Below are 18,716 nucleotides of genomic sequence, written 5' to 3' on the forward strand. Positions count from 1 at the left end.
CTCTTGCTTCGCCAAGAGAAAGTAAGCAAAGAGAAGGCGACCCCGGTGCCCCTGTCCCTCCGCTTCGCTCCGGGCAACCTGCGGTGCTCGCGCCATGGGCTGCATTGCGCAACTCGCACCGTTCACTGCGTTCACTCAGCTCGAACAAGCGCAATGAGTCAGTTATTGAAGCGCAAGGTGCCCTTGCGCAGCCCATGGCGCTGCGCTCCTCGGCAGGGGCACAGGGGAAATTCCGATTCGGGCCATCGCTGCGCTTGGCCGCGGACTCGGGCCATTGCTGCGCTCCGCCTGGGGTCACTGCTGCGCTCACGGCGCGCCTCCGCGCGTGCGCTGGCGCATGCGCCACAGCAGGTAGGTGCCGCCCAGCACGGCCGTCAGCACGCCGACTGGCAGCTCCTGCGGCGCGATCAGCCCCCTTGCCAGGATGTCGGCCGCCAGCAGCAGAACGCCGCCCGTGCCGGCGGCCAGCAGGATCAGCCGGCCATGCGTGACCTTGACCAGCGAGCGCGCCAGGTGCGGCGCGGCCAGGCCCACGAAGGCCACCAGACCGGTCTGCGCCACGGCCGCGCCGGTGGCCAGGCCCAGCATGGCGACCAGGGCCATGCGCATGGCCGGCAGCGGCAGCCCCAGGCTGATGGCCGTGGCCTCGCCCAGCGCCAGCGCGTCCAGCGTGGGCGACAGCGCCCAGGCCACCAGCGCAGCCAGCGCCAGCGGCACGGCCATCAGCGCGCAGGCCGACCAGCCCACCGTGCTGGTGTTGCCCAGCATGAAGGCCTGCAGCGCCTGCATGATCTCGGGCGACAGCAGCATCAGGAGCGAGGTGAAGGCGCTCAGCACCACGCCCACGATCACGCCGGCCAGCAGCAGCCGCAGCGTGTGCTGCACGCCCTGCGCGAGCGCCAGCGTGAGCAGCACGCCGGCCACGGCGCCGACGAAGGCCGAACCGGCCAGACCCATGCGCGCGATCCAGGACAACGCGAATGGCGAGCCGCCCAGCGCCGCCATGCTGGCCGCCACGCCCAGCAGTGCGCCCGAGCCGCTGCCGAGCAGGTAGGGGTCGGCCAGCGGGTTGCGGAACAGGCCCTGCGCGATGGCGCCGGCCAAGCCCAGCAGCGCGCCGGCCAGCCAGGTTCCGAGCGTGCGCGGCAGCCGGATGTCCTGCACGATCTGCCAGCCCATGGGGTCGTCACCCAACCGCCAGGGCCAGTCGAAGCCGGTGCTGCCCACGCTGGCGCCCAGCAGCACGAGGGCCGCGGACAACAGTGCCAAGGCGAGCGCGAGCCAGGCGGCGCGGCGCTGGTTCATGGCGGCGCCTTCGCCTTCAGGCAGTCGGCCATCACGCGCGCGGCCTGGTCCATGCGCGGCCCAGGCCGCACCACGATCTCGGCGTCGTCCAGCGAGAACAGGCAGATGCGCTGCTCGCGCACCGCGCGCATGGCGCCCCAGCCCGGGTAGTCGACCTCGGCCTGCATGGTGCGGTTGGCCAGCATGATGAGGTCGGGGTCGGCGCGCACCACGTATTCGGGGTTGAGCTTGGGGAAGGGCCCCAGCTCGGCCGGCACCATGTTGGCCACGCCCAGGCGGGCCAGCGTCTCGCCGATGAAGGAGGCCGCGCTGGCCGCGTAGGGACCGCGGCTGACTTCGATGTAGACGCGGGCGCGCCGTGCCTGGTCGGGCAGCGTGGCGGCGGCCGCGCTCAGCCCCGCATCGATGCGCTGCCACACGGCCGCCGCCGCGCTGTCGGGCAGGCCCAGCAGCTGGCCCACGGTGCCCAGCACGCGGCGCACGTCGGCATGGTTCTTGGGCTCCAGCACCACGACCTTGAGGCCCAGGCCGCGCAGGCGTTCGGCGACGCGGCCGCTGTGCGATACCAGCACCAGATCGGGCCGCGTGCGCAGGATGGCCTCGATGTGAGGGTCCACGCCGCCGCCCAGTTGCGGCAGCTGGCGCACCTCGGGCGGCCAGTTGGAGAAGCGGTCCACGCCGACCAGGCGCGCACAGGCACCGAGCGCGCAGACGGTCTCGGTCAGCGAGGGCAGCAGCGAGACGATGCGCGCGGGCGGCGCGTCCAGCCGCACGCGCGTGCCGGTCTCGTCCACGGTCTCGGCCGCCGCGGCCAGCGTGCTCCAACAGCAGGCCCATGCCAGCAGCAGCGGGCGCAAAAGCTTCATGCGGTTTCGTCCTTCAGCACGAGCGGCAAGCCGGCCGCCATCAGCGTCACGCGCGCGCAGCAGGCGGCCATGCGCTGGTTCAGGCTGCCCAGCGCGTCGACGAAGGCGCGCACCTCGCGGCCCAGCGGGATCAAGCCCAGGCCGATCTCGTTGCCGACCAGCAGCAGCGGCCCGGGGGCCGCGCGCACGGCCTCTTCGAGGGCCCGCTGGGCAGCCTCCAGTTCCGCCGCCGTGCAGGCCGGCCCGGCCAGCGGCATCAGCCGGTTGGTGAGCCACAGCGTGAGGCAGTCCACCACCAACAGCGTGTGCGGCGTGCTGCACGCCCCGATGGTCTCGGCCAGCCGCAGCGGTTCCTCCACGGTGGCCAGGCCCGGCACGCGCGCGGCACGGTCGCTGCGGTGGCGGGCGATGCGCGCGCGCATCTCGTCGTCGTGGCCGGAGGCGGTCGCGATCAGCACGGCGCTGCGGCCGGGTGCGCCGGCCAGCCAGTCGCGCGCCGCCAATTCGGCGCGGCGCGACTTGCCGCTCTTCTGGCCGCCCAGGATCAGTTCGGCCATGTGAACAGGCTCGCGGTCGCCGCCGGGCTGGAGGCGAACCAGGCGTGGAAGTAGCTCGCGCGGATGCTGCCGTGCTGCAGCAGCGCCTCGCCGGCATCCGGCGCAGGCGCCAGGCCCGGACGCGCCGTGCGTGCCACGGGCGCCAGCGGCGTCTCGCAGGTGGAGTAGTGGAAGGTGTGACCGCGCAGCAGGCCGGCCGCCAGCGCCAGCTGCTGCGGGCCCAGCGCCGCGAGCCGCGGCTGCATGCACACGCGCCCGGGCAGCAGCCCCCACAGCGCATGTGCCCGGCCCTGGCCGTCCACCAGCGTGTCGAACAAAGCCATCATGCCGCCGCATTCTGCCCAGACCGGCTTGCCGGCCCGCGCGTGGGCGTGCAGGCTGGCCCGCAGTCCGGTGTTGGCCGACAGGCGTGCCGCATGCAGTTCGGGATAGCCGCCGGGCAGCCACAGCGCATCGCAGGCCGGCAGCGCGGCGTCCTGCAGGGGCGAGAAGAAGCGCAGCTCGGCGCCCAGCGCGCGCAGGCAGTCCAGGTTCGCCGCATAGACGAAGCAAAAGGCCGCATCGCGCGCGATGGCGATGCTGCGGCCGGCCAGCGGCCGCGCCGCCATGGGTGCCGGCTGCGGCGCGGCGAAGTCGACGGCCCAGCCCTGCAGCGCCGCCGCATCCATCCGGCCCAGCGGCGTGGGCGCCAGCGCATCGGCCGCGGCATCGAGCCGGGCCATGGCATCGTCCAACTCCGTCGCCACGGTCAGGCCCAGGTGGCGCTCGGGCAGCGTCAGGCCCGCCTCGCGCGGCAGGCCGCCCAGCCAGTCGGCGGGCGCACGCAGGCCGGCCTGGAGCAGCTGCGCATGGCGCGTACTGGCCACGCGGTTGGCCAGCACGCCGGCCCAGCGCAGACCGGGCTGGTAGTGCTGCAGGCCGAAGGCCAGCGCGCCGAAGGTGCCGGCCATCGCACTGGCGTCGACCACGGCCAGCACCGGCAGGTCGAACCGGCGCGCGAGATCGGCCGCGCTGGGCTCGCCGTCGAACAGGCCCATCACGCCTTCGACGATGACGAGGTCGGCTTCGCGCGCGGCCGCATGCAGGCGGGCGCGGCAGTCGTCCTCCCCCGTCATCCAGAGGTCGAGCTGGTGCACGGGCGCGCCGCTGGCCTGCGCGAGCCAGAACGGGTCGAGGAAGTCCGGCCCGCACTTGAAGGCGCGCACGCGCCGGCCCTGGCGCGCGTGCAGCCGCGCCAGCGCGCAGGCGACCGTGGTCTTGCCCTGGCCCGAGGCCGGGGCGGCGACCAGGAGGGCCGGGCAGCGCTGCGTCAGTGCGGCGCCCACTTGAGGCCGACCCACAGCATGCGGCCACCCGTGTCGTACAGGCGCGCGGTCTGGTAGTCCTTGTCGGTCAGGTTGTCCACGCGCGCGGTCAACAGGAAGTCGCGTGCGACCGGGGTGCTGGCGTACAGGTTCAGGAGCGTGTAGCCGCCCAGCACATTGGTGTTGGCGGCGTTGTCGTAACGCCGGCCCGTGGTCTGCACCTCGGCGCCCAGCGTCCAGCCGGCCAGCTGCGTGTCGGCCCCGAAGCTGGCGTAGCGCTTGGCGCGGCGTGCGAGCTGGCGGCCGGTGATGCGGTCCTTGGGGTCCTGCCAGTCGACCGAGCCGCGCAGCTGCACGTTGCCGACGGCGTGGCTGGCCGACAGCGTGACGCCTTCGTACTGCGCGCGGCCCACGTTCTCGTAGCAACCGTACTGATCGGCACAGGGCCCCGCTGCACCAAACAGGATCATGTTGCGCACGCGGTTGCGGTAGACCACCACGCCAGCGCTGCTGGCGCCCTGGGTCCAGCGCAGGCCGGCCTCCAGGTTGCGGCCTTCCTCGGGCTCCAGGCTGCCGATGCCGTATTCGCTGAAGCGCTGGTACAGCGTGGGCGCACGGAACGAGGTGCCGGCCGACACCGTGGCGCGCCAGGCCGGTGTGATGGCGTAGCCATAGGCCGCGCTGCCCGTGGTGTGGCCGCCGAACTCGCTGTCGTCGTCGCGGCGCAGGTTCAGCTGCAATGCGTGCGGGCCGGTGTTCAGGCCATAGCCCAGGGCCAGCGCGTTCTGGCTGCGGTCCCGGTCGATGCTGCCGTTGACCAGCGCGTCCTCGCGGCGCTCCAGCGTGGCGCTCAGCAGGTGCGCGCCGATGCGGTATTCGTTCTGCCACAGGTAGCCGCGCAGGTCGGTCTCGGTGCGGTAGACGGACGGCGTGGTGGCATAGCGCGAGTGCGAATCCGTGACCTGCAGGCGCGTGCTGTAGGCCTCGGTCCATTGGCCGGACCAGGTCAGGCCCGCCGTGCGCAGGCGGTTGTGGTTGCGGTCGTCGCGCGGATTGGCCGCGCTGTACGAACCGTCGTATTGCGATTCGAGCTGGCTGGCCAACAGCGTGGCGTCGATCCGGTGCGCCTTGTTGATCTGCAGGCCCAGGCGCGCGTTGCCCGACAGGCGCGCGTAGCCATCGTCATCCGGGTTCCGCGCAGCGTCGCTCGGGCCACGCAAGCGCGCAGGCTGGGCGTTGAAGCCATCGCTGCGCTCCTTGCTCACCCCCAGGGAATAGTCGATCGCATCGTCGGTGCCGGTGCGCCCGCTGATGCCGGCTTCGAGCTGCCAGCTGCGGTGGCTGCCCACGCCCACGCCGGCGTACGGCGCGGGCTTGCCCGCCTCGCCCTTCTTCGTGAACAACTGGATCACGCCGCCGACCGCGTCGGAACCATAGACGGCCGCGGCCGGGCCGCGCAGCACCTCGATGCGGTCGATCTGCGACAGCGGGATCTGCTCCCAGGCCACGCCGCCCGTGGCCTGCGAATCCAGGCGCACGCCGTCCAGGTAGACGGCGGTGTAGCGCGACTCGGTGCCGCGCACGAACACGCTGGCATTGGAGCCCAGGCCGCCGTTGCGGCTCATCTGGATGCCGGGCAGGCGGGCCAGCAGGTCCGGCACGCCGGTGGCGCCGCTGCGTTCGATCGCCGTACGGTCCACGATGGACACGTCGGCCACGAGATCGGCCAGCGGCTGCGCACTGCGCGTGGCGGTGACCACGGTGTCGTCCAGCCTGTGCGTGGTCTGCGCCAAGCCGGCCACAGGCCAGCAGGCAGACAGCGTCAGGGGCAGCGCAGCGAGGCGCCAGCGGGGTTTGCGAATCTTCATGGGATGGAGCACCCGAAAAACCGCCCGCGCCAGCTTCCCCGCCGGCGATGGGCACACAGGCCGCGCGCGCGCAGCCGCCTCGTTGGCCGGTATCCGGGCTGGCGGCGCACACTCCAATGCCTTCCCACGAGCAGGGCTCGCAGTGGCGTCGTGATGGAGGAGAAGCTTGTCGAAGGCTTCGGCCGCTTACCGTTGCGGGGGCAGCGCAGGTTAGATGGCCCGTGCGGGGCGGCACCCTCCTGCTTCCCGTTGAACCGCGGCGCGTGAACCACGCCGCGAGCACCAACGGCGCGGATTCTACGGGCGTGGCGCGCCGGCAGGCTCCTACAATGCGCGCGCCATGGACCAAGCCACGCAAATCCAGCAGATCGCCGAGCGCACCGAGCGGTTGCTGGTTCGCTACCGCGAACTGCAGCGCACCAACGCCTTGCTGAGCGAACAGGTGTCGCTGCTCACGCAGGAGCGCGACTCGCTCAAGTCGCGCCTGGGCGCGGCCCGCGCGCGCATCGACGCACTGCTGGAGCGCCTGCCCGACTCCATCACGGTCGCGCCCGCGCCGGCCTACCGCAAGGACGACAAGGGCCTGGAGGACACGCCATGAAGCAGATCGAAGCCAAGATCCTGGGCCAGAGCTACCTGCTCGGCTGCCCCGACGGCGGCGAGCAGCGCATGCTCGAAGCGGTGCAGCGCGTGGACAGCGCCATGTGCGCGATCCGCGACGCCGGCAAGGTCCGCGCGCGCGACCGCATCGCCGTGCTGGCCGCGCTGAACCTGGCCTTCGACCAGACCGAGCCGCCCGCGGCCGGTGCCGCCACGGCCCCGGGCCTGCCCGCCGATGCGCAGCTGGCCGCCATCCTCGCCCAGCTCGATGCGGCACTGGGTGACGACGGCCGGCTTTTGTAAAGCATCACCACTTCGGTCCGTGCGTCCTTTGCGCAGCCGGACCGGCGCATTCGTCCTAGAATGAAAGCGTCTGCGGTGCGCACCGGGCTTTTATGTCCTTGAACCAATGCTCATATGAGCACGGGCTTGGAACATTTCCTGGGGAGCGTGAACGTCTCGCGTCAGATGATCCCAACTTCAGGCTGACCTCGCCCACCTGAACCCCCGGTTCAGGCTGCGGCCCGGTGGCACTTGCAGACACCTTTTTCCGCCCCCTCTCCCCCTCCCCGCATCTTTTTCATGTCGCTTGTGCTGGTGATCGAGCTCGTGCTGCTGGGCGTGGGCAGCGGCTTCCTGGCCGGCCTGCTGGGCATCGGCGGCGGCATGCTGATGGTGCCGTTTCTGACCTTCCTGCTGTCCAAACAGGGCGTGGAGGCCGACCTGGCCGTGAAGATGGCGATCGCCACCTCCATGGCCACCATCATGTTCACGGCGATCGCCAGCGTGCGCGCGCACCACAAGCGCGGCGCCGTGCGCTGGGACATCGTCCGGACGCTGGCCCCCGGCATCGTGCTGGGCAGCCTGCTGGCCAGCCTCGGCGTGTTCGCACTGCTCAAGGGCAGCTACCTCGCCATCTTCTTCGGCTTGTTCGTCGGTTTCTCGGCCACGCAGATGTTCCTGGACAAGAAGCCCAAGCCCACGCGCCAGCTGCCCGGCACGCCGGGCCGGCTCGCAGCCGGCGTCGCCATCGGCTTCCTGTCCGGCCTGGTGGGCGCCGGCGGCGGCTTCGTCAGCGTGCCCTTCATGACCTGGTGCAACGTGGCCATCCACAACGCGGTGGCCACCAGCGCGGCACTGGGTTTTCCGATCGCCGTGGCCAACGTGGTGGGCTACGTGGTGGCCGGCCAGGGCGTGGCCGGCCTGCCAAGCGCCACGCTGGGCTATGTCTGGCTGCCCGCGCTGGCCGTGGTCGCGCTGGCCAGCTTCTTCACCGCGCCGTTCGGCGCCCGCGCCGCGCACGCGCTGCCAGTGGCCATGCTCAAACGCGTGTTCGCCAGCGTGCTGTACCTGCTGGCCGCCTACATGCTCTACAAAGGTCTGACCGCTTGAACGCCCTGCTCCGTTCCCGCACCGCGCTGGTCTGCGCGGCCTGGCTCGTGGCGTTGGCCACACCGGCCCGCGCGCTCGAGGAGGTACCCTTCGTCACCTCGCCCGACAACGTCACGCTGGAGATGCTGCGCATCGCGCAGGTCGGACCGCAGGACCGCCTGATCGACCTGGGTTCGGGCGACGGCCGCATCGTGATCGTGGCCGCGCAGCGCTTCGGCGCGCGCGGCCTGGGCGTGGAGATCGTGCCCGACCTGGTGCGCCAGAGCCAGGAGAACGCGCGCATCGCCGGCGTGGCCGAGCGCGCGCAGTTCCGTGTGGAAGACATCTTCCAGACCGACCTGTCCGGTGCCAGCGTGATTACCATGTACCTGCTGCCCGACGTGAACCTGGCGCTGCGCCCGCGCCTGCTCGCGCTCGAGCCCGGCACGCGCATCGTCTCGCACGACTGGGACATGGGCGACTGGAAGCCCGACCAGACCACGGTGCTGCCCGTGCCGGACAAGAAGGTCGGCCTGGAGAAGACCAGCAAGGTGCAGCTGTGGACCGTGCCGGCCCAGGTGCAGGGCCTGTGGTGCGGCGCCGGCATGCTGCAGGGCACGCAGTTCGCCGTGCAGCAGAAGTTCCAGGAATTCAAGGCGACCATGACGCGCGGCCAGCGCGTGCGCGAATACGAAGGCCGCATCCAGGGCGACACCCTGCATTCGCTGCCCGGCGCCCGCACCCAGATGCAGCTGCGGCTGCAAGGCGATCAGCTGGTGCTGGCGCAGGCCGATGGCGCCCTGGGCCTGCTCAAGGGCGCGGCCCTCACGCGCGCCAGCGGCACCAGCTGCGCCGACTGAGCGCGGCCGCTCGCCCGGCTGTTGCGTCCCAACCGCAGCACCAACTGTGACGTAGTTGCGCAAAACGCGGGCCATTCGCATCGCGCCGTGAAGTACTCGGCAGTTTTGCCGCGGGCCCGTACGAGGCGCCGAAACTTGCGCCAATTGCTGAACACAATCCTGCTCACTCGCTCAGTTTTACGCCGATTTCGGCGTGAGTTTCAGGATTCAGAATGTTCAAATCGTCCCGTTTTCTGCTCGGCTTCGCCACCCTCCTCGGCGCCTCGACGGCATTCGCGGCACCGGTCGAGCTGGGTCTGGCCAGCGCCTACAACCTGGTCAGCTTCGGCGACTTCAAGAGCAACAGCAACAGCATCGGCGGCAACGTCGCCGTCGCGGGGGACTTCTCGGCCAACGGCTTCGCGCTGAACGGCAAGAGCCTGGTCGTCGGCGGCGATCTCGCTTACCGCAACGGCTCCATCGCCGGCAATGCCTATGTCGGTGGCACCCGCAGCACCAAGGGCATGAGCATCAACGGCCAATGGCTGGACGGTGCGTCGCCGCTGGACTTCACGGCCCTGGCCCAGCAGATGGGCAAGCTGTCCAGCGGCCTGGCCGGGCTGGGTGCCACGGGCAGCAGCCAGAGCCAGTGGGGTGGCCTGCACCTGGCGGGCACGCAGAGCGCAGTCGAGGTGTTCCAGCTCACGGCCAGCGACTTCACGGGCAACGGCTGGAGCAATCTGTCCAACTTGGCGTACGGCAGCACGCTGATCTTCAACATCGGCGGCAGCCACCTGACGCTGTCCAATGGCATGCTGGGTGGCCTGTCCGGCTACAACGTGCTGCTGAACTTCTACGAGGCCGAGAGCATCACCTTCGCCGGCATCGCGCTGGACGCCAGCATCCTCGCGCCCCACGCGACCGTGAAGGGCGGCAACGGCACCATCGGCGGCAACGTGGTGGCCGCCGACTGGCAGGCGCAGCTGACGCTGCTGGGCACGCGCAGCTTCCAGGGCACCGAAGTGGCGGCCTACGGCGTGCCCGAGCCGATCCAGCCCGAGCGCCCCGACCTGGCGCCGCAGCTCACGCTGCCCGGCGAGGCCGCGGCCGAAGTGCCGGAACCCAGCCAACTGGCCCTGTTCGGGGTCGGCCTGGCCATGCTCTGCCTCGCCACGCGCCGGCGCAAGCTGGCGGCCTGAAGCCCTGGGGGGAGGCGTGCCCTAACATGGGGCCATGCGAACTCCCCTGGTTTCCCGCCGCACCGCCATGGCGCTGGCCGCGGCCAGCTGCCTGCCGGTGCACGCCGAGCGCAAGCGGCGCTGGCCCACACGCGACGGCGCAGCCCCGCTGGTGATCGCCCACCGCGGCGCCTCGGGCTACCTGCCCGAACACACGCTGGCCGCCTACGAGCTGGCCGTGCGCATGGGCGCCGACTGCATCGAACCCGACCTGCATCTCACGCGCGATGGCCAGCTGGTGGCCATGCACGACGCGACACTGGAGCGCACCACCGATGCCGCCACCCGCTTCGCGGCGCGCAACGGCGGCTGGCGGGTGGCCGATTTCTCGCTCGAGGAGATCCGCCAGCTGGAAATGCGTCCGCAAGGCACTGCGGCGCTCAGCGTTCCCGGCTTCAGGCCCAGCAGCGCCCACCCGCTGCGCGTGCCCACGCTGGAGGAGATCATCGGGCTGGCCCGCCGGCTGGAAGCCGAGGGCGCGCGCGCCATCGGCCTGTACCCCGAGGCCAAGCAGGCCGGCCCGCGCCTGGCCAGCCATTTGCTCAACGTGCTCTCGGCGGCCGGCTACGTGGGCAGCGACAAGGTCTTCCTGCAGTCCTTCGACCTCGACACCGTGCGCAACCTCGCGCGGCGCCAGCAGGCACTGGGCCTGGGCTACCGCCTGGTGCTGCTGAGCGGCTCGGCCAACCGCCTGCTGGCCATGGACCTGGACCGGATCGCCGGCTTCGCGAGCGGCGTCGGCGTCAACATCCGCGGCGAGGGCATGTCGCGCAGCTTCATCGCCATGGCGCATGCGGCCGGCCTCACGGTGCACGGCTACACCTTCAACGAAGCGCGCGCCGCCACCGCCCTGCCCGAGTACCGCAAGTTCATGGGATGGGGCATGGACGGCGTGTTCAGCAACTACCCCGACCTCGCGCTGCAGGCGCGCACAGCGCAGGCCCGGCTGCACTGAGCGGCTGTTGCGCAGGCGCCGAGCGGCCGGCGTTGGATCAGTACAACGATGCGTCTTTGTGCCACCGCGTGTCATGAAGGTGACTTAGGATGGCGCCTTTTTTACAAATGCGAGTGCTTCTTATTGACAGCAGCACTCTGGAAAAGTCCATGCAAGACCATCGTGCCGGCAAGACACGCCGCTTTCCCCTGAACCGCTGCGCAGGCGCCGCGGCGTTGGCGCTGGCGGCGGTCCCGCCCGCATCCTGGGCCCAGGATGCGGCCACGCTGGACTCGATCCAGGTCACCGGGAGCTGGCTCGGCACGGGGTTGCAGAACAGCGTGAAGAACTTCGCGGGGGCACGCACCGTGGTCGACCGCGCGGACATCGCCGATACCGGCGCCACCAGCATCGGCGATGTGCTGCGCCGCATTCCGGGCGTGCAGTCTTCCGACAACTCCGGCACCGCCGGCAGCGCGATCTCGCTCAACGTGGGCGTGCGCGGCCTGACCGGGCGCTACAGCCCCCGCTCCACCATCCTGCTGGACGGCATTCCGCTGGCGGTGGCGCCCTACGGCCAGCCGCAGCTGTCGTTCGCGCCGATCAGCCTGGCCAACATCGAATCGGTGGACGTGGTGCGCGGCGGCGGCGCCGTGCGCTACGGCCCGCAGAACGTGGGCGGCGTCATCAACTTCACGACCCGCCCCGTTCCGTCCAAGCGGGGCTTCAGCGGCGACGCCACGCTGCGGCTGAACCACTACGGCGAAGGCGGCGGCAGCGCGCAGTACAGCACGTACCTCGGCAGCCAGCTCGACAACGGCCTCGGCCTGGCGCTGCTGTACTCCGGCATGACCGGCCGCGGCTGGCGCGAAGGCAGCGACGAGCGTGTGAACGACCTGGCGCTCAAGTGGCGCTACGAGCTGACGCCCTCCTCCGAGCTGTACGGCAAGTTCGCCTACTACGACGTGCGCTCGGACACACCGGGCGGCCTGACGGTGGCACAGTACAACGCCAACCCGTTCCAGAACACGCGGCCCAGCGACTACTGGAGCGGCGAGCGCAAGAGCGTGGACGTGGGCTACGTGAACACGCTGTCCGACGACCAGGAATTCGAGATCCGCGCCTACTACAACGACAGCACGCGGACCAGCGCCCTCATCAACGCCGCCCGCACGCAGATCGGCATGCAGCCGCGCGACTACGAGGTGCTGGGCATCGAGCCGCGCTACACCCACCGGCTGCGCCTGGCCTCGACCACGCACGACGTGACCGTGGGCTACCGCTACCTGCGCGAGCGTGGCAACGACCGCGTCTACAACCTGGCCGTGGCCACCGGCCTGGCCGGCGCGACGACGCGCAACAACAATGCCACCGACGCGCATGCGCTGTACATCGACGACCGCATTGCGCTCGGCGCCTGGCGCATCACGCCGGGCCTGCGCTTCGAGCACATCACATCGGAGCGCGACACGCCGGCTACGGGCCAGGCCTTCGACATCACCAACAACAAGGGCCTGCCCTCGCTGAACGTGGCCTATCTGCTGACGCCGGCGGTCACGCTGTTCGCCAACTACAACACCTCCTACGGCCCGGTGCAGAACCTGCAGCTGAACTCGCAGTCGGCCACCAACCCGCTCAAGCCCGAGGTCGCCAAGACGCTGGAGGCCGGCGCGCGCTGGACGCAAAGCGCGAGCAGCGCCGAGCTGACCGTCTTCAAGATGAAGTTCGACAACCAGATCGCGTTGCTGCCGGGCTCATCGACGGATTTCCGCAACATCGGCGCGACCGACCACGAGGGCATCGAGTCCGCGTTCGAATACGCCTTCGACAAGGGCACGGCGCTGACCGGCATGGCGGTCTACGCCAACTTCACCTACACCCGGGCAATCCAGAAGTCCGGCGCCACGGCCGGCAAGGACGTGCCGTTCTACTCGCGCATCACCGACACGCTGGGGGCGCGCTACGAGCTGGGTGCCTGGCGCTTCAACCTGGCGACCACGCACCAGAGCAAGCAGTATTCCGACACCGCCAACACCGAGGCCGAGGCGGCCAACGCCGGCATCGGTCGCATCCCGGGCTTCCGCCTTTGGAATCTGCATGCCAACTGGAAGGTGCCGGCCGCCAAGGGCACGGAGATCGCGCTGGGCATCAACAACCTGTTCGACAAGCGCTACTACACGCGCAACGTGGACGGCAATGCCGGACGCATGGTCGGCGCGCCGCGCATGTTCTTCGTGCAGGGCCGCTACGCGTTCTGATGAAGCTGCGCCCGTTGTGGCTGAAGACCCACCGCTGGACGGCACTGTCCATCGGCTGGCTGCTGGTCATGTCCGGCTTCACCGGCGCCGTGCTGGTGGCGGCGTTGCCGCTGGACCAATGGTGGCGCGCAGACCTGTTCCAGGCCCGCACGCCGGGGCCGCCGTCCACGCCGCTTCAGCCGCTGGTCGACCGCGCCCGCGCCGAGTTCGGCCCGGCCGCCACTTTCACGGTCCGGCCTGTGCGCGCCAGCGGCGAGAGCCTGCGCATCATGGTGCGCGGCAACTGGAGCGGCACCCTGTTCATCGACCCCGTCACAGGCGAGGAACAAGGCCGGCGCGGCGAGACCGAGGGTTTCCTCAACACCGTGTTCAAGCTGCACAGCGCGCTGTGGCTGCAGGAGATCGGCAAGGCGATCCTGGCCGTCGCCGCGCTGGTCTACCTGCTGCTGCTGTTCACCGGTCTGGTGCTGTGGTGGCCCAAGCGCTGGCCGCCTTCCTGGCGCATCGCGCTGGACCGCGGGCTGCCGCGCGCGCTGTTCGACCTGCACCGCGTCGGCGGCGCCGCGCTGGGGCTGCTGATCGCGGTCAGCGTGGCCAGCGGCGCTTACATGGCCTGGCGGCCCTTGGGCGGCTTCGTCACCATGCTGGCGGGCCAGGACCCCACCGAGCCGCCCAGGCTGGCGAAGCTGCAAACTGCCGGCCCACGGCCAACGCTGGACCAGCTGGCCGCGACGGCGCAGGCCCGCTTTCCGGAGGGCGCCATCGGCTATCTGCAGCTGCCGGCACGGCCCGACCGGCCGGTGCGCATCCGGCTGCAGCTGCCCGATGACCCCCACCCCAACGGCCTGACCTCCGTCTGGCTGCACCCGCAGAGCGGCGAGGTGCTCGCCACCCACCGCTGGAACGAACTCGACCCCGGCGCCAGCGCCGTCGCCTGGGTCTACCCGCTGCACACCGGCGTGCTCGGCGGCGTCTGGCTCGAACTGGCGGTGGCCGGCGGCGGCCTGGTGCTGGCCAGCCTGGGCGTCACAGGCATCTGGCTCTGGTGGCGCCGGCGCAGCCCCCCCCGCGCTGCGCCTGCGGGGGCGCTGCGCCAGAATCCGTAAAAGAAAACTGTTTTTTCATACAGTATCATGGCGCTGCCATGGAACTGGACCGCAAGCTCGCCATCCTCGCCGACGCCGCCAAGTACGACGCCTCCTGCGCGTCCAGCGGCACCACCGCGCGTGATTCGGTCGGCGGGCGCGGCATCGGCTCCACCGAGGGCGCCGGCATCTGCCACAGCTACGCGCCGGACGGCCGCTGCATCTCGCTGCTCAAGGTGCTGCTGACCAACTGGTGCCTGTACGACTGCCTGTACTGCGTCAACCGCGTCAGCAGCAACGTGCCGCGCGCCCGCTTCACCACCGAGGAAGTGGTCCAGCTCACGCTGGATTTCTACCGGCGCAACTGCATCGAGGGGCTGTTCCTGTCCTCCGGCATCATCAAGAGCCCGGACCACACCATGGAACTGGTGGTCGAGGTGGCCCGCAGCCTGCGCGAAGACCATGACTTCCGCGGCTACATCCACTTGAAGACCATTCCGGAAGCCAGCCCGGACCTGCTGGCCCGCGCGGGCCGCTATGCCGACCGCCTGAGCATCAACATCGAACTGCCGACCAGCGAAGGTCTGGTGGCCCTGGCGCCCGAGAAGGACGGGCAGGCGATTCGCCGCTCCATGGCGCGGCTGCGCGTGCACATCGACGACGCCAAGGGCGAGCAGGCGGCCGTGCGGCCCACCACGCTGCCCGCGGCGCGCCCCCGGCCCGCCGCGGCGCCGCGCTTCGCGCCGGCTGGCCAGAGCACGCAGATGATCGTCGGCGCCGACGCCGCCAGCGACCGCAGCATCCTGGCCACGAGCGCCACGCTGTACGGCGCCTACAAGCTGCGCCGCGTGTACTACTCGGCCTTCAGCCCCATCCCCGACGCCTCGCGCCAGCTGCCGCCTGCCGCGCCACCCCTGGTGCGCGAGCACCGGCTCTACCAGGCCGACTGGCTGATGCGCTTTTACGGCTTCGCGCACGACGAGATCGCCGGCGGCAGCGACGGCATGCTGGCGCTGGACATGGATCCCAAGCTCGCCTGGGCGCTGGCGCACCGCGAGCGCTTCCCGGTCGACCTCAACCGCGCGCCGCGCGAGTTGCTGCTGCGCGTGCCGGGCCTGGGCGTGAAGTCGGTCGACCGCCTGCTGGCCGCACGCCGCCTGCGCGTGCTGCGCGTGGACGACCTCGGCCGCCTGGGCGTGCCGCTGCGCAAGCTGCTGCCCTTCGTGAGCGTGCCGGGCGCCACCGCGCGCGGGCTGGACAGCGCGCAGCTCGCCGCCCGGCTGCGCCCGCCGCCGCGCCAGGCCTCGCTGTTCGATGCCCATGCAGACGCTTGAGCGCCGGCACACCGTCCGGCTGGCCGCGCCCGACGACCTGGCCGGCTTCAAGGCCGCCGTGCGCCGCCTCGTGGCGCAGCAGGTGCCACCCGAGGCCGTGCAATGGCAGCTGGCCGATGCCGGCGACCTGTTCGACGACGCCCCCCCAGCGCCCGACGCCGACCCCGTTGCGCCGTTCCGCCTGCCGGCCGGCATGGTGGCGCTGCTCGAACGCGCCGCGCTGCACCGCGACCGCGGCCGTTTCGCACTGCTGTACCGCCTGGTCTGGCGCCTGCTGGCCGAGCCCGGTCTGCGCGACGACCCGCTCGATGCCGACCGCCTGTTGGCCGAACGCATGGCGCGCGCGGTGCGGCGCGACATGCACAAGATGACGGCCTTCGTGCGCTTTCGCCCCGTGCCCGGCGGCCGCCACATGGCCTGGTTCGAACCCGAACACCACACGCTGTGCGCCACGGCGCCCTTCTTTGCGCGCCGCTTCGCGCAGATGGAGTGGGCCATCCTGACGCCCGAGCGCAGCGCCCAGTGGGATGGCCATGCGCTGGCCTTCGGCCCCGGCGCGCGCCGCGAAGACGCGCCCGGCCCCGACGCCGGCGAGCAGCTCTGGCTCACCTACTACGCCCACATCTTCAACCCGGCCCGCCTCAAGCCCGCGATGATGCAAAAGGAGATGCCGCGCCGTTACTGGAAGAACCTGCCCGAGGCCCAGCTGATCACCCCGCTCATGCACGCGGCCGCCCAGCGCAGCGGCCGCATGGTCGAAGAGGCGGCGAGCGATCCGCAGCACCGCCGGCCGGCCGCCTCCATCGCGCTGCGGCTGGACCAGCGCCCGGCCGAAACCGCCGCCCCGGGCACGCTGGACGCGCTGCGCCTGGCCACGGCCCAGTGCCGCGCCTGCCCGATCGGCCAGCACGCGACCCAGGCCGTGCACGGCGAAGGGCAGCCGGGCGCGGCGCTGATGCTGGTGGGCGAGCAGCCCGGCGACCAGGAAGATCTGCGCGGCCAGCCCTTCGTCGGCCCCGCCGGCCAGCTGCTGCGGCGCGCGCTGGAGCAACTGGGCTGGTCCCGGGAGGCGCTGTACCTCACCAATGCCGTCAAGCACTTCAAGTACGAACTGCGCGGCAAGCGCCGGCTGCACAAGACCGCCGGCCAGAAGGAGGCCGCCATCTGCAGCCAGTGGCTGGAGCGCGAAATCGGCCTCGTGCGCCCGCGCGCGGCCGTGGCGCTGGGCGCCACCGCCGCCCGCGCGCTGCTGGGCCGTGCCGTGCCCATCGGGCAGACGCGTGGCCAATGGCTGCGCCGGGCCGACGGCCTGCCCGTGCTCGTCACGCTGCACCCCGCTGCGCTGCTGCGCATGGACACACCGGACCCCGAAGCGGCCTTCGCCGACTGGCTGGCCGACCTGCGCGCAGCCACGCCTATCATGGCCGCCCCATGAAGAAGGCGCTGCTGATCGTCCACCACAGCATGACCGGCGGCACCGCGCAGCTGGCCCAGGCCGCGCTGCGCGGTGCGCAGAGCGAACCCGGCGTGGCGGCGCGGCTGCTGCGCGCCGCGCAGGCCGGCCCCGCGGACCTGCTCGGGGCCGATGGCTACCTGTTCGCCACGCCCGAGAACCTGGCCGCCATCGCCGGCCTCATGAAGGACTTCTTCGACCGCTGCTACTACCCGGTGCTGGACCGCATCCAGGGCCGGCCCTATGCCACGCTCGTCTGCGCCGGCAGCGACGGCAGCAACGCGGCGCGGCAGATCGCGCGCATCGCCACGGGGTGGCGGCTCCGCGCCGCGGCCGAGCCGTTGATTGTCTGCACCCATGCGCAGACGCCCGCGCAGATCCTCGCGCCCAAGCAGATCGGCGCAGCCGACTTGCAGCGCGCCGAGGAACTCGGCGCGGGGCTGGCCGCGGGCCTGGCACTGGGCGTGTTCTGACCGTTCAGAACGTGTGAATGAACCGATCGCGCCCACGACGGGGCGCGGCGGGCCGCAGGCGTAGGCGCGGGCCGCAGCCCGGGCTCGTGCCCGGGCAAGGACCGCAACGCCCGCATGCGGCCTGGCGCGCCCCGGCCCGAAGGGCGAGGCCCCGAGCGCAACGAACATGATGGAAACGGGTGCTCGTCGGGGGCCTCGCGTGGGTGTGAGCGGTTCGTTCACACGTTCTCAGTCTTCGCCCAGCGCCTGGAACCGGTCCGCCAGGAAATCCACCAGCGCCCGGACCGCCGGCAAGAGCCCATGCCGCGAAGCGAACACCGCATGGATGATCTCGCGCCGCGGCGCCCAGCCCGGGATCACGTGGACCAGTTCACCGCGCGCGATCTGCGCGCGCACCATCGTCGAGGGCAGCTGCACCACGCCCACACCGGCGATGGCCGCCGAGCGCAATGCCACCATGCCGCGCGTGATGAGCCGCGGCCGGTGGCGCAGCGCCACCTGCGCGCCATCAGGGCCGACCAAATTCCACACATGCTCGTGCTGCGGCAACCCCAGGTCCATGCTCGGCAGACCCGCCAGGTCGGCCGGTACCGTGGGAACGCCACCGGACAGCAGCCGCGGGCAGGCCACCAGGCATTGACCGCGCTCTCCCAGCACGCGCATCACGAGCTCGCTGTCCTCGATCGGCGGCGGCCGCACGCGGATGGCCACGTCGATGCCCTCTGCCACCACGTCCACGCGGCGGTTGGTCTCCTCCAGATGCAGTTCCACGCGCGGATGGGCGGCGAGGAAGGCCGCCACCATGTCGGCCACGTGCAGGTCCAGCAGCGCCACCGGGCAGCTCATGCGGACCACGCCGCGCGGCTCCGCATGCGTCAGCGCGATCGCCTCGTCGGCCGCCTCGGCCTCCACCAGCATGGCCTTGCAATGGCCGTAGTAGGTCTGGCCGGTCTCGGTGACGGCGAAGCGCCGCGTCGAGCGCTGCAGCAGGCGCGTGCCCAGACGCGCCTCGAGCAGCGCGATGCGCCGGCTGAGCTTGGACTTGGGCATGCCCAGCGCCCGGCCCGCCGGCGCGAAACCGCCGTGGTCCACCACCTGCACGAAGTAATAGAGGTCGTTCAAATCCTGCATATCGTTCACGAAATGGAACGCTGATGGCGAATTTTGGCCACTCCCGGGATCGGCGTTCCGATCCTATTCTCTGCTCACAGGCTGGGACCGGTGTCCTGGC

17 protein-coding genes and 1 riboswitch are annotated in these 18,716 nt (G+C 71.3%); of the genes, 11 read left to right on the forward strand and 6 right to left on the reverse strand.

Features of this window, described 5'->3' with window-relative positions; genetic code table 11:
* Positions 1–306 precede the first annotated feature (306 nt).
* The 5 genes from IE209_RS19790 to IE209_RS19810 are packed head-to-tail and all read right to left on the reverse strand — an operon-like array spanning position 307 to position 5,900.
* Positions 307–1,305 carry a FecCD family ABC transporter permease gene (locus IE209_RS19790; RefSeq protein WP_189688636.1) on the reverse strand — a complete coding sequence of 333 codons (999 nt, stop codon included), beginning with the start codon at positions 1,303–1,305 and terminating at the stop codon, positions 307–309.
* On the reverse strand, positions 1,302–2,171 hold the full coding sequence (locus tag IE209_RS19795; RefSeq protein WP_189688637.1) for an ABC transporter substrate-binding protein: 870 nt from the start codon (positions 2,169–2,171) through the stop codon (positions 1,302–1,304). Before IE209_RS19795 ends, IE209_RS19790 begins: the two co-directional genes overlap by 4 nt.
* Positions 2,168–2,728 carry a bifunctional adenosylcobinamide kinase/adenosylcobinamide-phosphate guanylyltransferase gene (locus IE209_RS19800; RefSeq protein ID WP_189688638.1) on the reverse strand — a complete coding sequence of 187 codons (561 nt, stop codon included), beginning with the start codon at positions 2,726–2,728 and terminating at the stop codon, positions 2,168–2,170. The genes IE209_RS19795 and IE209_RS19800 overlap by 4 nt, the downstream gene beginning before the upstream one ends.
* The gene (locus tag IE209_RS19805) at positions 2,716–4,053 is read right to left on the reverse strand and encodes a cobyrinic acid a,c-diamide synthase CobB (RefSeq protein WP_229882951.1); all 1,338 of its coding nucleotides are present in this window, start codon (positions 4,051–4,053) and stop codon (positions 2,716–2,718) included. Before IE209_RS19805 ends, IE209_RS19800 begins: the two co-directional genes overlap by 13 nt.
* Positions 4,038–5,900 (reverse strand): TonB-dependent receptor domain-containing protein, encoded by a 1,863-nt coding sequence (locus IE209_RS19810; RefSeq protein ID WP_189688639.1) that lies wholly within the window; start codon positions 5,898–5,900, stop codon positions 4,038–4,040. The genes IE209_RS19805 and IE209_RS19810 overlap by 16 nt, the downstream gene beginning before the upstream one ends.
* 67 nt (positions 5,901–5,967) lie before the next feature.
* A riboswitch (cobalamin riboswitch) is annotated at positions 5,968–6,202 on the reverse strand.
* Positions 6,203–6,240: 38 nt separating this feature from the next.
* Here IE209_RS19810 and IE209_RS19815 point away from each other — a divergent pair.
* From IE209_RS19815 to IE209_RS19865, 11 genes are all read left to right on the forward strand, one after another.
* Positions 6,241–6,501 carry a cell division protein ZapB gene (locus IE209_RS19815; RefSeq protein ID WP_145545600.1) on the forward strand — a complete coding sequence of 87 codons (261 nt, stop codon included), beginning with the start codon at positions 6,241–6,243 and terminating at the stop codon, positions 6,499–6,501.
* On the forward strand, positions 6,498–6,803 hold the full coding sequence (locus IE209_RS19820; RefSeq protein ID WP_189688640.1) for a cell division protein ZapA: 306 nt from the start codon (positions 6,498–6,500) through the stop codon (positions 6,801–6,803). The genes IE209_RS19815 and IE209_RS19820 overlap by 4 nt, the downstream gene beginning before the upstream one ends.
* A 279-nt stretch (positions 6,804–7,082) precedes the next feature.
* Complete coding sequence (locus IE209_RS19825) at positions 7,083–7,892, forward strand: sulfite exporter TauE/SafE family protein (RefSeq protein ID WP_189688641.1); 810 nt, start codon at positions 7,083–7,085, stop codon at positions 7,890–7,892.
* Complete coding sequence (locus IE209_RS19830) at positions 7,889–8,731, forward strand: SAM-dependent methyltransferase (protein WP_189688642.1); 843 nt, start codon at positions 7,889–7,891, stop codon at positions 8,729–8,731. Before IE209_RS19825 ends, IE209_RS19830 begins: the two co-directional genes overlap by 4 nt.
* Positions 8,732–8,943: 212 nt before the next feature.
* Complete coding sequence (locus IE209_RS19835) at positions 8,944–9,909, forward strand: choice-of-anchor A family protein (protein ID WP_189688761.1); 966 nt, start codon at positions 8,944–8,946, stop codon at positions 9,907–9,909.
* 34 nt (positions 9,910–9,943) lie between these two features.
* Complete coding sequence (locus tag IE209_RS19840) at positions 9,944–10,903, forward strand: glycerophosphodiester phosphodiesterase family protein (protein WP_189688643.1); 960 nt, start codon at positions 9,944–9,946, stop codon at positions 10,901–10,903.
* A 149-nt stretch (positions 10,904–11,052) separates the two neighbouring features.
* Complete coding sequence (locus IE209_RS19845; RefSeq protein WP_189688644.1) at positions 11,053–13,140, forward strand: TonB-dependent receptor family protein; 2,088 nt, start codon at positions 11,053–11,055, stop codon at positions 13,138–13,140.
* Positions 13,137–14,246 (forward strand): PepSY-associated TM helix domain-containing protein, encoded by a 1,110-nt coding sequence (locus tag IE209_RS19850; RefSeq protein WP_189688762.1) that lies wholly within the window; start codon positions 13,137–13,139, stop codon positions 14,244–14,246. Before IE209_RS19845 ends, IE209_RS19850 begins: the two co-directional genes overlap by 4 nt.
* 38 nt (positions 14,247–14,284) lie before the next feature.
* Complete coding sequence (locus tag IE209_RS19855; RefSeq protein WP_189688645.1) at positions 14,285–15,559, forward strand: putative DNA modification/repair radical SAM protein; 1,275 nt, start codon at positions 14,285–14,287, stop codon at positions 15,557–15,559.
* On the forward strand, positions 15,546–16,994 hold the full coding sequence (locus IE209_RS19860) for a UdgX family uracil-DNA binding protein (protein ID WP_189688646.1): 1,449 nt from the start codon (positions 15,546–15,548) through the stop codon (positions 16,992–16,994). The genes IE209_RS19855 and IE209_RS19860 overlap by 14 nt, the downstream gene beginning before the upstream one ends.
* Positions 16,991–17,485 carry a flavodoxin family protein gene (locus IE209_RS19865; RefSeq protein WP_189688647.1) on the forward strand — a complete coding sequence of 165 codons (495 nt, stop codon included), beginning with the start codon at positions 16,991–16,993 and terminating at the stop codon, positions 17,483–17,485. Before IE209_RS19860 ends, IE209_RS19865 begins: the two co-directional genes overlap by 4 nt.
* Positions 17,486–17,713: 228 nt before the next feature.
* Here the strand turns inward: IE209_RS19865 and IE209_RS19870 are convergent, their stop codons facing one another.
* On the reverse strand, positions 17,714–18,616 hold the full coding sequence (locus tag IE209_RS19870; RefSeq protein WP_189688648.1) for a LysR family transcriptional regulator: 903 nt from the start codon (positions 18,614–18,616) through the stop codon (positions 17,714–17,716).
* Positions 18,617–18,716: the final 100 nt, after the last annotated feature.

Source organism: Pseudorhodoferax aquiterrae, assembly GCF_014652235.1.
Classification (GTDB): Bacteria; Pseudomonadota; Gammaproteobacteria; order Burkholderiales; family Burkholderiaceae_C; genus Pseudorhodoferax; species Pseudorhodoferax aquiterrae.